The sequence below is a fragment of the Segatella copri genome (assembly GCF_019127135.1).
Taxonomy (GTDB): Bacteria; Bacteroidota; Bacteroidia; order Bacteroidales; family Bacteroidaceae; genus Prevotella.
In genome coordinates this window covers 1-13,417 of the sequence record NZ_JAHOEA010000073.1, presented here as the reverse complement: position 1 = coordinate 13,417, position 13,417 = coordinate 1, and the positions used below count along the sequence as shown (strand labels likewise).

Here is a 13,417-nt window from a genome sequence, read left to right as displayed (position 1 = left end):
TGTTATGTGCTATTAAGTTAGTTTTTGTCTCTTCACTGAGGCTGGACGTGACAGACAGGCTGGAGCCGGAGGAAATTCCTCCGGCTCTTTTCATCTATGCCATCTACTTTTTTTCACCTTGTTCTGCGGTCTCATCATGTGCATAGCCATAAGCATACATCTACGTTTGAAGGCGAGTTCGTCTTCATCGTCTTTCTTTCCCCAGCCAGTTCCAGGACCACTTCCTCCTCCATGAGACTCTGCTATAGCTGTAGCCTTATCCAGATAACCCAAGAACAGAGCAGTGGCTACAGTCGTAATTTCAGTAGCATTCTCTGCCATCTGCTCGAAGATAGAATCATCCAAAAGAACAGAATTGTATTTGTCAAGTATTCTTCTTTCGTCAGGAGACATATTTGCTGTCATTTCGTTGTATTTCTCCATCCTCTTCATTGCATCGAAAGCAGCGAGATTGTAACCAAACGCCTCCATTTCCTGCATGGCGTTCTTGCTATACTCAGGAAGAGCTGTTTGAAGTTTCTTCTTCACCTCCTGGTAGCGAGTTTCCGTTTCTGAGGTCTGTTCATTCAAGCTGTCGAACTTTGCCTGTGCCACACTAAGCTTGCTTTCCTTATCAAGTATCTGTGCCTTGACATCTTCAAGGTTCTTAGTGATGGCATCCATCTTTCGGGCAGCTTCCTCAGCTGAGATCTTACCAGAATCACGGTCAGCCTTCAACTTCGCAATCTCCTTCTCCAGGTCTTCCTTATAGGTTTCCAGATGCTCTATCATCGTACTCAATCCCTTGACTCTTGCAGAGGCATGCTTGATTTCCTTATTCAAAGAATCAATGGTCTGCTTCTGTTCTTTGATGGTCTCCTCGTTCTTCTCGATAGCATCATCAAGAACAATTTTAGTATCAAAGAGCCTTTTGTTTTGCTCCTTCAACTCCTTTCTTAAAGCTTCGTGATATTCAGCAGTAGAACGATGTTTAGCACCTGTCTCGGAAATTTTATCTCCACGCTCTAAGCCATATTTTGCATTGATTTCTGCAATGGCATTATGAAGTTCAGTTGTCCTTTTTTGATACTCAAACTTGGAATTATTCTCACCAACCATCACCTGCTTCCACGAAAATTTGTTCTGTTCGGTGATAGGAAGAACTGTACAATGTATATGTGGATTTGTTTCGTCTAAATGTACCACAAATGCAGCAATGTTTTTCTCTCCAAATCTATCACTCATAAACCGATACATATCCTTAGCCCAGTTTTCTATTTCTGGCATTCTTCTGATGGAAGAATTGTCTGCACCACGTTCCAAATTCACCTTTTGATTTCCAAAAGCCAAACGGTGCATTTGGTCTCTCGACCCTCCTAATATGAAGTTGGCAACTGTCCTTATTTTGGGTTCCAGCCCTAATTTCTTATATTTCTTGTTAGGGTCTTCAATACCTCTTTTTTTCAAATTTTCTCTTATTCGTTTCGGAATAGATGTTCTTTTATCTACAGGAACGACCTGGCATCCTTGCGTTATTTCGAAATTAAGAAGGTCTCTTGTTGGGTCTATATTTAAAGACCGAGAACTTGTTTTCGCACCATGCAAAGAAACTCTCAAATGCTCATTGCTTTGAGAAAGGGTCATGCCTTTTCCTGGTCGAATGTCCATTACTTGTTTTGCCATAAATATCTGTTTTTGAGTTAGGGGGGCAGGGTTCTTAGGGAGCATTCCCTGAGCCTAATTTTAACAACGGCTTGCCGCACGTAAGTCGCTTCATAGAAGCTTGTTAAGCCCTCCAAAATCTTTTTGAGGGGGAATTAGGCTTCCCCCTAATGAAAAAACACCACTCTATCGGCGCAAGCGCACGATAAAAAAACGCCCTAATTATCCAAAGAATTTTCTCCAGAAGAAAGTGTTTCACTTCTTTCAGATGAAGAAGATTGTGAAGGAGTCGCCTGAGGCTGTAAAGAATCGTCTCTATGACGTTCTGCCTCTATATCCGAGCAATCGGTCCATTGCAACACGGATGGCTTCAACGAAACGATTTTTTCAGTGCCGACCTTTTGGATCTCCGCAATGCCCATACAGCAAAGCACACTGATGAACTTGGAAACAGTTGTGCGGTTCCATATCCATCCTTTTGTAAGCTTACTGTATTTGATCATCCCTTTAGTTCCACATGAAGTCTCAGAGAAATGGCAGTAAGCTACACTACCGTTCTCCAAGAATTGAATATTTCAATCTTTGGAATATGGCCTGTCTTTGTGAAGACAGTGATTAGGAGATTATTTCTCAAAGAAAAAATGAAAGACTTGTATAGATGCTCTTTTCTTTTACGGAGGCATCTCTAAATATAGATTGAGTTTTCATTTTTCAGTATGAGATTTCATCATTTAAAACTATGATGAAATATTATGCCTAAATCTTTTCAATTCTAAACCATAATTTAGTTATTCGTTAGATAAAAATAGCCAGAGCATAAACCCTGGCTATCCTTTTTACACACAATATTTCATCATTATTTTTTTTCAAGGCTAACACCTTCGTCTTTGCTTACCCAATCTGTAACGCTCACACTAGTCTTCATTGCCTTGACAGCAATATCTACAGCGCCATAATTCTTTCCTAATCCATTAGAAAAATCCAATGTATAGACATAATGCTTGCCCATTTCCCAAGTAGTATCAATTGCTACGTATGACCAGCCATTATAAATGGTCTGGTTATCTTTTACGACAGTAATCTTTGCTGCAATGTAGTTACCCAAGGCTGGATTCTCCTTATTTGCAGTAAGCTGTTGCGGAATAAGCATAAATGGTACATTTGCAGCATCAAGAGAAGAAGCCTCAGAAGTAAGCGTTACAGGAGCAGTCCAAGTCGTTGTATAATCTTTTTTTGGAGCATTTGTAAAACCATACCACTCTTCAGGATCACTACTCCAAAGCGCAGGAAATTTGAATGTAGCTTTTGATACAATATTGCCAAGCTTCAGCCCGGTAATCTGAACCTTATAATCAGCATTGGCATTCTTGGCCTTAATACTAATCTCAGTAAGAGCATGCTTGAATACGAGATTCACAGGACTATCGGAATCATCTTTGTAATTACCTTTGGCAGTAGCATACACGAAGTCCTTCTGGCTTGCTGCCGTCTCATTAGGAACAAAATCATCCAAACTTGGATAATTCTGAAGAATATTGATTTTACCTTCTTTTCCAGGAACATCAGGAGAATAAGCATAGAAATAATGATAACGATACACGTCTGATGCTGGCCAATAGAACTTACCTGCATCAGTTACCCACGACTGCCCATTATCAGAAGAAGTATATTTCACATCTTGCATGATTGTATAAGCAGGACTGTTATTTAATGCACTCACCTTAAAACTACCCAAATTGGCAATAGTAGTCTCAACGGCACGTGTATTCATGCCATCCATGGATGCCGTGAAAGAAACCTCTTTCTGGGCTGCTGGTGTAGTTGTGTCCTGACCACCAGGTAAGTTAATTACATTAGTAATGTCCTGGTCGCATGAGCTGAGAAGCATGGCAACAAGACCACTCATAAACAATAAATTTTTCTTCATAATTTGTACTTTTAAATATTATAGAATACACCCACATTGTTGTGAATGGAAGTGCAAAGTAACTGCATCTTGAGCAAAAAACAATAAGAAAAAAAATATATATCCTATATTAACATTAATAATTTAATTCAACTCAAAAACGAGTATTTTTTACCCTTTAAATGTTAAAAAACAACCCACCTTTTTTGTAAATTAGCAAGTAAAATCTTCCACACTACTACTCAAACTGAAACTTTTTGGGAAACTATACCCCCAATTATTCTATATAACAGTTATATGGAATAATTTAAATTCTCATGTGTAAGCACATAGGCGAACGAGCAAATTGTACCCAAGAGCAGCAAGAATGAGGATGAGTCCCTCTGTGGGGCGCCCCTTAAAAGTAAAAAACGACATAAAAACATCCTTTTATGGATAGATAAGGTATTCTATTTCTCCCTAAACTCAGGCAAAAAAGGCATTCTATTAGCAACTAAAATAAGAAAACTGAAACTTTTTGGGAAAAATCGATTTTCTATTTAAAAGAAAAATATACAACATTTATCCAAAAAATAACGTATTTTTTTCTATTTTTTATTCAACATATATGTTTACATAAATACTATGTATATGTAAATAAACACCTAACTCTATAGGTATATATTTATAGATTAGCATATCTGTTTGATCATTCAAATAGACAGAAGAAACTATAACACGAGATAGAATGACAACATGTTAATAAACAGGTATTTACAAAGTATATATAATTTATAATAGCCACTTTTTGCGCCAAAAAGCAAAGAACATTTTGACATACAAAGTTTCAGTAGCCATCCCGACCAACCTCAAGAATCTCAAAAGTGCCAAAAGTTCAACCGAGAAGCAAAAAGTAAAAATATCTTACACGCAAAAACTGCCTGCTTTTTGTACGTTGCCACAAAGTCAGCACACACTCATTGACGAACGAGCAAATTGTACCCAAGAGCAGCAAGAATGAGGATGAGCCCCCTTGTGGGGCGACCCCTAAAAGTTAAAATACCAGAAGAGCATCCAGAAAGACATCTGTTTTCGCCAAAAAGGCCGTTTCTTCATGCGCGCACGCGTATTTAAAGCATTTATTTAGCATATATATTTATGCATTATTTAGGAGTTTTACAACAATTTGAATATCAATTACTTACAAAGCCAAATAGCCACCGATTGCGCCATAATAGCCACCGATTGCGCCATAAATAGCCACTTTTTGCGCCATAAATAGCCACTATTTTTCTAAATAGCCACCGATTGCGCCATAAACGCCAAAAACTGTGGAAAACCTCCACACCTTTATGAAAAAACAAAAAGCATCAAGAAGAAAATACAAGTGGCTATTTGTTAATATTACACAAAATATTCACCATTTTTGCAGTTTTATGCTATTTTATATCTACCTTTGCAGCAGACAATTATAAAAATCAGAAAGATAGATAGAAATGAATAATAACTTAATATCACAATCGAACGATATAACTACAAGCCGTTTTTCTTGGACGGCCTTGATGGGAAGAAGTTATGCCGTCATAGCAAACACTTTTTTTTCTCGTTACAACGAGTGGAAGAAGGCTCATCCATGGCAAAATCTAAGAGAAGCTAATAGTTATGACGGATTGTTATCTTATGATATTCCACGTTCTAGCTTAGCTATAACTGGAGAAGACGGACAGGAAAACCTACCAAAGGTTGACCAGCTGAAGTTCGCTTTCAATCGCCTCCAAAAAACGACTTTTCTGAATCCAAGCCTTAAGCCTGGTGACTGGGAAAGCATACCAATCATTGGTGGTGTCAAATACGATTCTAGCACAGATACAATCCATGTAGATCTATATCCTATGCTTGTAGATCGCCTGGTTGAACTTAGGGAAAAGTTTACGCTCTTCAATCCCGCACAGGCTATGTTGCTCAACAAGTCTATGTACTCTTTTCGTTTTTTCCTATTCTGCTGCCAGTGGCGTAAAGAACGAAAATTCGAATATACGATAGAGAAGCTTAAAGCCATGTTCAAACTCGACGAGCACGTTGACGAGGACGGACGCAAGCACAAAGAGCAATACAAGCGAACACGCCAGTTTAAGGAGAAAGTTATCGATCCTGCCAGGGCTGAGCTTAGAGAACTATTCAAACAAGGGCTTATAGACATTTGCTTTGACTACACAGAGCTAAAGAAAGCAAACAAGCAAGGAAAACCAACGGTCATTGGTTATAACTTCAAAATCATCTGTGCCAACGACGAAAGCACAATAGTTCAGCCAAATGCAAAGAAAAAGCCTCTTTTAGACTGTCAGAAAGAACAGTTCAACATGCGCATGCACAATCTTTGCCGCATTAGACTGCATAAAATTTTCGAAGGAGGCCATGATGCAGAATGGGCTAACAGAATCATTATACCCCTAACAAGAAAGGCCATCGAGGACACTACCGTCCTCGACAAAGCAGAAGCAATCGTTGACAGTATAGAAGCTAGATATAAACTTGGAAAAGTGCGAAATCTGGCAGGAACCATCAGAAGCGCATACAAAAGAGACCTTGGCATCAATGTCGATTTAAGAAAGAAGCAATCCGAAGAGTTAGACCTCTTCGGCAACCAAATATAGAATTTTCGATAAAATTAAAATATAATCGAACTACCAAATAATATCGAAATAACTGCTAAAAAGCTTGGTAGTTATTTCGATTTTTTGTATCTTTGCAATCGAAATTAAATAGAAATATAGATATGGCAAAAATCGGATATGCAAGGGTCTCCACAAAAGACCAGAATTTGGACTTACAATTGTCAGAATTAGAAAAAGCTGGTTGCGAGAAGGTGTATTCCGAGCACAAAAGCGGCATAAAAGCCCGTTTAGAGCTAGCAGAAGCGATTAAATACCTTCGAAAGGGAGATATACTAGTCGTGTATAAATTCGACCGTCTAGGACGTTCTTTAAGAGATTTACTAAACATCATTTCAGAGTTGCACGAAAAAGGAGTATCGATACAATCTCTTAAAGACAATATCGATACGTCATCCACATCTGGCAAATTAATGATGCATATCTTCGCAAGTCTTGCAGAATTTGAACGTGACCTTATCGTTGAGCGCACCCAAGCCGGACGCAAAGCAGCCATGGCAAAGGGCAAGAAAATGGGAAGGCCAAAGCTAAAGCGACATACAAAAGCCAAGGCTACAGTATCCCTTTACAAGAATGGTATGACCATAGATGAAATCCAAAAACAGCTAGGTATTAAATCGAAATCTTCTATTTACAGATTCTTGCGCATTGAAGGCATAGAACCAACAAGAAAGCCACATATCTACAAGAAGAAGTGAGAGACAAAAACATGACTGAATAATAAAATTGAACAAATGAATAAAATAGATATATTATATCAAAAATGGCTATCATTGCAACCTCTACCAGAAAGGAAGCAATATCTTTTGAGTCAACGCTTTACGGTTGATTATAACTACAATAGCAATCATATCGAAGGAAATACTTTAACGTATGGCCAAACTGAGTTATTATTATTGTTTGGGAAAGTTAGCGGAGAGGGAGACTTAAAAGATTTTAATGACATGAAAGCAAGTCAAGTTAGCTTGAAAATGATAGAAGAAGAGGCCAAAAACTTGAATATGCCACTTACAGAAACCTTTATACGTCAACTTCACAAAACATTACTTCGTGAGGACTATGAAGTACATAACCAACTACCAGGTGGAATACAAACAAGCTATACTGTTCATGCAGGACGATACAAGACCCGACCAAACAGTGTAAGAACTCGCTACGGAGATTATTTTGAGTACGCATCACCAGAAGAAACTCCTGCTCTAATGTCTGATCTCGTGACTTGGTTTAACAAGGAAGAAGCTTCAGGAGTTCTAACTCCCGTTGAACTAGCGTCACTATTCCATTACCGCTATATACGTATTCATCCATTTGAGGATGGCAATGGTCGAGTTGCCAGACTAATGGTAAACTACATCCTTGCACGCCATAATTGGCCAATGGTTGTTGTCAGAAACAAAAACAAGAATAAATATATAGATGCCTTACATGAAACAGACGTTGTAGTAGGTCCTACACCTTCTGCAGGAGCACATGCCAAAATCTCACAAATTAAGCGTTTTGCTAAATATTTCAATGGACTTGTTGAAAAGGAATTGAAATACTACATAGATTTCGCAACAGAAACGTCTGAAAAAGTATGGTGGTATGACGGAAGTAAAATTGTTTTCAGAAGTGAATCTAGTAATAAATTACTTCATGCCATGCAAGAAAATCCATACATAACAACAGAAGAATTAAGCAAAGAAGCAGATATTGTTGTTACAGCAGTGAAAAAGCAATTGCGAGCCATGATAGAAAAAGGTTACATCCAAAGAAGAGACAATGATAACAGCTGGCACGTCTTCGCAACTTCTTCGATATGATAATCTTGCAGACACAATATATACAACTCCGCAAATTGCCCTTTTACATAAGAATTTTTATTAACATTTGATAAAAACATATACTTATATCATATTTTCGACAAACAGGATTTTACTCAAAAAAAACACGTATGAAGGTGTACAATGGGCACCTTCGTACGTGTTTTTAAGTAAAACGCTCTTTTTAATTAAGCTGTAGGAAACAAGAATATCCGATTATTATATTTTACATATTAAAAAGCAAAGTCTTTGCCATTTCATTTATAAATTCAAAATATCAGACGACAACTTGCAAAATATTTGCAAGTTAAATATACATAACGCCCCAAAAATAACTTGCAATAAATTTGCATATTAAACACCTTTTTAGTATCTTTGCGACAAAATTATAAACATAAATAAAAATATAAAGAAAGGAGTTTGTATGAAAGCTCATGCAGAATTAAAGAACTTATTAAAAGGCAAGAAGATACAAGCATTTGTTAAAGACATGTGCTTGCATGCCTATCCCTGGACAGAACGCATTCCTGTAGAATATTTGGAATATAAGATATTCGAAGAGTTCCGTTTACGTGAACCAACAGGCGAAAAGACACGCATTGGACTCGACAAAAAGCTACAGGTAATTCCTGATGTTATACTATTCATTAAACCAGGTTATCGAGCTCTTAATCAAGGGCATTGTTTTACCATCGCTCTAGAAATAAAAGAGTTTAAAGAAGACCTAATGCGTGACGAGAAACTATGGAAGTATGTTGGCTGGACAGATTTCTTCTTCATTGCCGTACCTGATGATCTCACTCAATATGCGTTTGAAAAAATAGTCGAGGTAAACAACGAACACCCAGAGACACTATCGAAAATAGGTGTATTAGGTCTCGAAACAGGCGAACTATACTCTCATCCGCAACGCTCAGAAGTTAGTATTGAAAAGCAGAACCTGGTATTACAGAATGCAGTCTATAACTACGCCTTCAAAGATGCAAAGACTATTTTCTTCACTCCCGAAGAACTACCAGCACAAGTAGCTTTAACAGGAAAAAATATGGTTGATGAAGATGCTAAAAACTCTGCGCAAAATAACTTGCAACAAAACTGCAAGTTAAAAAATAGCGATACACAGCAGTATGAAGAGCAACAAAATAACCTGCAAGAAAACTGCACGTTAAGAAAAGGTAGCTATAAACAACTTTCTAACGAAGAAAAAGCTGCACGAAAAGCAGCCTTCCTGGCACGTCAGGAGTTTCGTGAGAAACGAGCTGTAGAACTAGCAGAAAAATCTACTGTACTCAATGAGGATATACGTCAACGCCTCATGGCACAACCGCCAAAAGCACAGGAAGTGTTCTGGAAAATACGTGAATCCAAGAACGGCAAGCAACTTCAAGATATAGTATCAGAACTTGACTATTCTCAAAGAACAGCCGCTTACGGACTTGCCAGTCTCACTTCTGCCGGATTGATCAAACGTGACGGAAGCCGTAAAACAGGAGCCTACACTGTCACAGACGTAGCAGCATGCAACACAACGTGTGCAACTTGCTCAATAGCTCTTCAATGCAAAGACTACAAACCAGTCTAACATTCCATTCCAAATCTGGTCGTGATAGTCTGTCAAGTAGAAATTGACAAAGCCAAAGAACAAACATATAGTATTTAATAAATACTAATATTCTTATTTAATAATTACGTATTATTATATTTAATAAACTATATGATACTTATTTAATAAATATAATAATACGTAATTATTAAAGTTTATTGTTAATCTTTACAAATATTCTTCATTATTAAATATAAATATAGTATATTTGCAACATAAATCTTTAAATATTAAATAGATATGGCTATACAAAAAAAAGGCAATGTGGATTTTTTGAAAGATGTAACACCAACTAGCCTGTCGTCTGACAGCAAAGATTCAACCATTGTTACAGATACAAAAAACAACACATCTTCTTTAAAAGAAGAACTTCGCACAAAAAAGAAATCGCTAGATAATTGGGGAAGACCTCGCAAACAGCTCATAGAAGGAGTAAAAGAAGTCTCGCTTACTGTCCAGCTTCCTGAGACTTTGATTAAGGCATTACGTAAAGAAGGTAAAAAGCAAGGCAAATCTATGAAAGAATTGATAGGAACATCTCTTCTTTCAACTTACTCTAGCCTTTTACAATAACAAATAAAAGAAGCAACCATGGCAATAAAAATAGCAGTTACAAACCACAAAGGTGGAGTTGGCAAGACTATGACAACATTCAATCTCGGTGCTGCACTTGCAGAACTTGGGGAGAAAGTACTTCTCATAGACAGCGATGGACAATGCAACCTCACCATGCAATCTGGAGCAAATGTAGAAGGAGCAAGTAATCTTTCCACATATCTCAATGACGATGATGTAGAAATCAAACCAGTATCAATCAACGAGAATCTTTGGATCATTCCTGGTTCTACCGCTCTCGATGAAGATGCTCATAATATAGAACTCAGCATAGAAGATGACATAAATGGTGCTACTCACTATTTGGCAGACATCCTTAAAAAGATAGAAAACAGTTATAACTATATTCTCATAGATTCTGCTCCAGGTTCTGGTGCCATCCTTGTAAACGTCATAGTTGCCGCTGACAAGCTCATAGTCCCTATTGCTGATAAATTTAGCATAACAGGAGCAAAGAAGCTCACCCAAATAATCAAGGCAAATCACAAGACCATAGAAGGAAAATACCTGCTTACTAAGCAAACAAAATTTGGAGTTTCAAAGCAAATTAGAGAAATGCTCACAACGCAATCTCCAGATGCTCTGTTTCATACTAGCATACGCCAATGTGAAGACTTGAACAAGTCTGCCGCACTGTCGCAAAGTATATTTGTCTTTTCTCCAAAATCCAATGGTGCAGAAGATTACATGTCTTTGGCAAAGGAGATTATAGGTAGCAAGAAAGATGAAGAAATGCCATTCTAAACAGAGTATTTTTATTTAATAAATACTAAATATATTATTTAATAAATACAATAAAAATTATTTATTAAAACATAAAGATACTATTTAATAAAGAATATATAAAATAAAACAAAAGTCTGCTAACCACAAAGTTAACAGACTTTCGCTTTACTAACAAAACATCAAATAGAAAGTATGCTTAGCCTTTTCTATTTACGCTCATCGTCAATAGTGCATTTGCTTAACAACGCTCCTATCCTGTGCAATCCTGCAACAATTATCTTTTGCTGCTTGTTCCGAGGAACCTTTAAGCCATTTGCATAATGGGATAGCAATGCACTATTGATTCCAGTCTCCCTACTAATCGCTGCGAGCGATACGTATGAAGAATATGCCTTCAACATGGCAGTTACATCTTGGAACTTATATACAAATTCATATTCTTTGTTTTTGTACCATTCAGGAAGTTCTAATCCAAATTCTGTATATCCATCAAAACCAATTTTCAATTCAGCTTCACCCATATCTATAATATCATTAAAATCTTTGGTAACAATTTTCATTTCACCATATGATGTTTCGCTTGATACCAATCCTTCGAATGCTGAATTATTCCAAGCGACCTTAATAGTTATTTGCTTCATATTAGTCATTTTTGCAGCAAAGGTATAAAAAATAATACTCTTAGCGCACATATCTGCGTTAAAAGTATCCAAAAGAATACTTTTCAATAAAAACAGATATAAAAAACAGCAAAAAATAGCCTAGAAATATTTTTTTTAAAATAAAAATCATCGCGCGCGATTATAAAGAAAAGCAAAATGACTGTAAATATTAATACTCTGCGGTTATTTTTATGACTAAAAATAGTTGCAAAAAAGTTGCTGATTTTCAAAAAAAATACCTACCTTTGCAAGCGAGATGCAGCAATGCACTCTCAAAGTACAACAGCATAAGGCGTAACTGTTTCATCGGCACTCTGAACTTCGCAACTTCATCCGCCCGATAATCAACAGGGATGCCCCATAGGGTGAATTGTACACTTTCACGACCGAGTTCTCTTGGCCGTGAAAGTTATCGTATATACACAATTGGGGTGGACTGGGGTGAATCTTGCGGATGGCAATGCGAAGGCCTAGAGTGGAGATTTCAGCTTGGCTCCACCCCTTCATGCAAGCGTACACATCTTCAAAATAAACCCTATATAGTCAGGAGCCAGACTAAGTTTTAAAGAAAAGAAATGAAAACGACATTGCTATCAATCGCAGTATTTTGCTGCATGGCATCAGCGCAAGCACAAAAAGTAACGGTTCCTGAACCAGAGTATAAAGGACAGGTAGCTGTCATTAATACTGACAGCACCACAACGCTTCTCCAGAAGGAAACAGGAGAACACAAGGCAAAGTCTTCAGCTTTCGCCCTGGTTCCAATTCCAGGAGCTTCCCTTCTTGACAGAACTAAAGCTTACCTCACAGTGAAGGGAGCAGAAAGCCCTAACAAGATTTCCTCCAAGAAGTTCTCCATCATCATCCGTGTGAAGGACAACAGCGAGGAGCCAAAGAACGCCTTCGGCATCTTCAAGTTCGAAACCAAGAAGAAGGAACGCAGATTCAAGATGGCAGACATCGGCTTCGGCAGCGCATCGGCTACCACCAATTTCACCACCGTTGATTACGAGGCGAAGAAGTATGGATCTTCATCTTACCTCGTAACTCTCCATGACCTGCCAGCAGGAGAATATGGAGTGGTGGCTAACGGTTTTGACAGTATCGCCACATTCTCAGTGAAGTAGAAATCATTTTGTAGAACCAGTTAAAGTTTATAGATATGGGAACAGTATTTTTATGGTTATTCATGGCATGGCTCTTCAAGGGCTTCGGTAAGGCAATGACACATTCAGGCGGCAAGAAGCGCAAGGAAAGCTGGGATGGACTCAGCTACGAACAGAAGGCATGGCTGCATGATAAACATAATGGGCGATAATGAGTAACAAATGTTTTCTGTTAGCAGGAATCATTGCCATCATCGGTGCAATAGAAGTAATACGCAGATTCAGAAGGATGCAGGATGTAAAAGCTCCCATATTTCTTACTATGGGTTCTTGTGTATTGCTGCTTGTTGCAGGAATAATTCTTTCGTAAAATTATGGCATTAGAAATAAGAAGCACACCTGTATTGACAGGTGAAGACGCTGAACGTTTTGTTCGGGAGGCGGAAGAGAATGAGAGAAATCCACAAAGGAGAAAATTACTTTTCTCGTTTGAGGATATTGACAGAATGATGGAACGTTCACAAAAATATCTAAAAGAGCATGGAGGAAAAGGACCTTTCGCAAAGTAAGTTTCTCTTGAAAGGAGCGTAAAGAATAACCGCTGTTGTTATGTGCTATTAAGTTAGTGTTAGTCTCTTCACTGAGGCTGGACGTCCTCAGCGGAAGCCTATCGTTGTTATGTGCTATTAAGTTAGTTTTTGTCTC

General features: G+C 37.8%; 14 protein-coding genes. 10 read left to right on the top strand and 4 right to left on the bottom strand.

Features of this window, described 5'->3' with window-relative positions:
* Positions 1-90 precede the first annotated feature (90 nt).
* The 3 genes from mobV to KSW37_RS13855 form a co-directional block, all read right to left on the bottom strand.
* Positions 91-1,662: a MobV family relaxase gene (gene mobV, locus KSW37_RS13865; protein WP_301331750.1), complete on the bottom strand. Its 1,572-nt coding sequence runs from the start codon at positions 1,660-1,662 to the stop codon at positions 91-93.
* 197 nt (positions 1,663-1,859) lie between these two features.
* Positions 1,860-2,144 carry a hypothetical protein gene (locus tag KSW37_RS13860; RefSeq protein WP_217314944.1) on the bottom strand — a complete coding sequence of 95 codons (285 nt, stop codon included), beginning with the start codon at positions 2,142-2,144 and terminating at the stop codon, positions 1,860-1,862.
* Between the two features lie 353 nt (positions 2,145-2,497).
* On the bottom strand, positions 2,498-3,568 hold the full coding sequence (locus KSW37_RS13855; protein WP_217314943.1) for a fimbrillin family protein: 1,071 nt from the start codon (positions 3,566-3,568) through the stop codon (positions 2,498-2,500).
* 1,454 nt (positions 3,569-5,022) lie between these two features.
* On the opposite strand from KSW37_RS13855, the gene KSW37_RS13850 reads away from it, so the two are divergent.
* The 6 genes from KSW37_RS13850 (at position 5,023) to KSW37_RS13825 (ending at position 10,962) form a co-directional block, all read left to right on the top strand.
* Complete coding sequence (locus tag KSW37_RS13850) at positions 5,023-6,180, top strand: replication initiation protein (protein WP_217314942.1); 1,158 nt, start codon at positions 5,023-5,025, stop codon at positions 6,178-6,180.
* A 122-nt stretch (positions 6,181-6,302) separates the two neighbouring features.
* A complete protein-coding gene (locus KSW37_RS13845) occupies positions 6,303-6,896 on the top strand; it encodes a recombinase family protein (protein WP_217314941.1) in 594 nt (197 codons plus the stop codon).
* A gap of 36 nt (positions 6,897-6,932) precedes the next feature.
* Positions 6,933-8,000, top strand: a complete 1,068-nt coding sequence (locus KSW37_RS13840; RefSeq protein WP_217314940.1) for a Fic family protein — start codon at positions 6,933-6,935, stop codon at positions 7,998-8,000.
* Positions 8,001-8,424: 424 nt separating this feature from the next.
* Entirely contained in the window at positions 8,425-9,582 is a 1,158-nt protein-coding gene (locus tag KSW37_RS13835; RefSeq protein ID WP_217314939.1) for a winged helix DNA-binding protein, read from the top strand.
* 261 nt (positions 9,583-9,843) lie between these two features.
* Positions 9,844-10,176 carry a hypothetical protein gene (locus KSW37_RS13830; protein WP_217314938.1) on the top strand — a complete coding sequence of 111 codons (333 nt, stop codon included), beginning with the start codon at positions 9,844-9,846 and terminating at the stop codon, positions 10,174-10,176.
* Positions 10,177-10,194: 18 nt separating this feature from the next.
* Entirely contained in the window at positions 10,195-10,962 is a 768-nt protein-coding gene (locus tag KSW37_RS13825) for a ParA family protein (protein ID WP_217314937.1), read from the top strand.
* A gap of 188 nt (positions 10,963-11,150) precedes the next feature.
* Here KSW37_RS13825 and KSW37_RS13820 read toward each other — a convergent pair whose 3' ends face one another.
* A complete protein-coding gene (locus KSW37_RS13820) occupies positions 11,151-11,585 on the bottom strand; it encodes a hypothetical protein (RefSeq protein WP_217743512.1) in 435 nt (144 codons plus the stop codon).
* A 596-nt stretch (positions 11,586-12,181) separates the two neighbouring features.
* Between KSW37_RS13820 and KSW37_RS13815 the strand changes: the two genes are divergently transcribed.
* The 4 genes from KSW37_RS13815 to KSW37_RS13800 are packed head-to-tail and all read left to right on the top strand — an operon-like array spanning position 12,182 to position 13,281.
* Positions 12,182-12,733: a hypothetical protein gene (locus tag KSW37_RS13815; RefSeq protein WP_217314935.1), complete on the top strand. Its 552-nt coding sequence runs from the start codon at positions 12,182-12,184 to the stop codon at positions 12,731-12,733.
* 35 nt (positions 12,734-12,768) lie between these two features.
* Positions 12,769-12,924 carry a hypothetical protein gene (locus KSW37_RS13810; RefSeq protein ID WP_153083065.1) on the top strand — a complete coding sequence of 52 codons (156 nt, stop codon included), beginning with the start codon at positions 12,769-12,771 and terminating at the stop codon, positions 12,922-12,924.
* The gene (locus KSW37_RS16200; protein ID WP_217314934.1) at positions 12,924-13,082 is read left to right on the top strand and encodes a DUF4134 family protein; all 159 of its coding nucleotides are present in this window, start codon (positions 12,924-12,926) and stop codon (positions 13,080-13,082) included. Before KSW37_RS13810 ends, KSW37_RS16200 begins: the two co-directional genes overlap by 1 nt.
* Positions 13,083-13,086: 4 nt before the next feature.
* Positions 13,087-13,281: a hypothetical protein gene (locus KSW37_RS13800; protein ID WP_217314933.1), complete on the top strand. Its 195-nt coding sequence runs from the start codon at positions 13,087-13,089 to the stop codon at positions 13,279-13,281.
* Positions 13,282-13,417: the final 136 nt, after the last annotated feature.

Coding starts and splice junctions, on each gene's coding strand:
- mobV (WP_301331750.1), bottom strand. CDS start 1,662: ATGGCAAAACAAGTAATGGACATTCGACCAGGAAAAGGCATGACCCTT.
- KSW37_RS13860 (WP_217314944.1), bottom strand. CDS start 2,144: ATGATCAAATACAGTAAGCTTACAAAAGGATGGATATGGAACCGCACA.
- KSW37_RS13855 (WP_217314943.1), bottom strand. CDS start 3,568: ATGAAGAAAAATTTATTGTTTATGAGTGGTCTTGTTGCCATGCTTCTC.
- KSW37_RS13850 (WP_217314942.1), top strand. CDS start 5,023: ATGAATAATAACTTAATATCACAATCGAACGATATAACTACAAGCCGT.
- KSW37_RS13845 (WP_217314941.1), top strand. CDS start 6,303: ATGGCAAAAATCGGATATGCAAGGGTCTCCACAAAAGACCAGAATTTG.
- KSW37_RS13840 (WP_217314940.1), top strand. CDS start 6,933: ATGAATAAAATAGATATATTATATCAAAAATGGCTATCATTGCAACCT.
- KSW37_RS13835 (WP_217314939.1), top strand. CDS start 8,425: ATGAAAGCTCATGCAGAATTAAAGAACTTATTAAAAGGCAAGAAGATA.
- KSW37_RS13830 (WP_217314938.1), top strand. CDS start 9,844: ATGGCTATACAAAAAAAAGGCAATGTGGATTTTTTGAAAGATGTAACA.
- KSW37_RS13825 (WP_217314937.1), top strand. CDS start 10,195: ATGGCAATAAAAATAGCAGTTACAAACCACAAAGGTGGAGTTGGCAAG.
- KSW37_RS13820 (WP_217743512.1), bottom strand. CDS start 11,585: ATGAAGCAAATAACTATTAAGGTCGCTTGGAATAATTCAGCATTCGAA.
- KSW37_RS13815 (WP_217314935.1), top strand. CDS start 12,182: ATGAAAACGACATTGCTATCAATCGCAGTATTTTGCTGCATGGCATCA.
- KSW37_RS13810 (WP_153083065.1), top strand. CDS start 12,769: ATGGGAACAGTATTTTTATGGTTATTCATGGCATGGCTCTTCAAGGGC.
- KSW37_RS16200 (WP_217314934.1), top strand. CDS start 12,924: ATGAGTAACAAATGTTTTCTGTTAGCAGGAATCATTGCCATCATCGGT.
- KSW37_RS13800 (WP_217314933.1), top strand. CDS start 13,087: ATGGCATTAGAAATAAGAAGCACACCTGTATTGACAGGTGAAGACGCT.